The sequence below is a fragment of the Vibrio sp. 1069 genome (assembly GCF_033340555.1).
In genome coordinates, this window is sequence record NZ_JAWOWP010000718.1 from 1 (window position 1) to 571 (window position 571).

The window sequence follows — 571 nt, forward strand, 5'->3', positions numbered from 1 at the left end:
TAGGAACATCTGGGTGGAAATCATCACAAATAACAAGCCCATTAAGCGTTCCACCGCTTTCAGACCGCGTTCGCCCAACAGACGATTGAAAAAGCCATAGAACATCAAAATAAAGAAGGTCGCGCCCCACGCAATCACCACTGACGCTGAAAGTTCGACCAGTTTGTCGGGATGCTGGGAAGAAAGCAGAAGCAACGCGGCAATCACTGATGGGCCAGCAATCATTGGAATTGCCATTGGCACAATAAACGGCTCTTCACCCGCCGCTAACCCGGTGATGCTCCCTGCACTTGGGAAAATCATCTTAATTGCGATGATAAATAAGATGATGCCACCAGAGATACTCAAGGTTTCCGGCTGTACGTGCAAAAAGCTCAGGATGCTTTGTCCGGCGAACAAGAACAACATCAAAATCAATAAGGCAAAAATCAACTCGCGGATGAGCACCTTACGACGACGTTTGGGATCGATGTGTTTAAGAATGGACAACACAATGGGCAAATTGCCAAGAGGGTCCATGATAAGAAACAGCATGGTCGCTGCAGAAAGAATATCCATGTTCTGGCCTCGA

The 571-nt window shown here is 47.5% G+C and carries 1 protein-coding gene; it reads right to left on the bottom strand.

Features of this window, described 5'->3' with window-relative positions; all coding sequences use genetic code 11:
* Nucleotides 1-558 (bottom strand): YhgN family NAAT transporter (locus tag R7040_RS28650; RefSeq protein WP_318097917.1); only part of this gene is annotated, 558 nt, incomplete at its 3' end.
* Nucleotides 559-571: the final 13 nt, after the last annotated feature.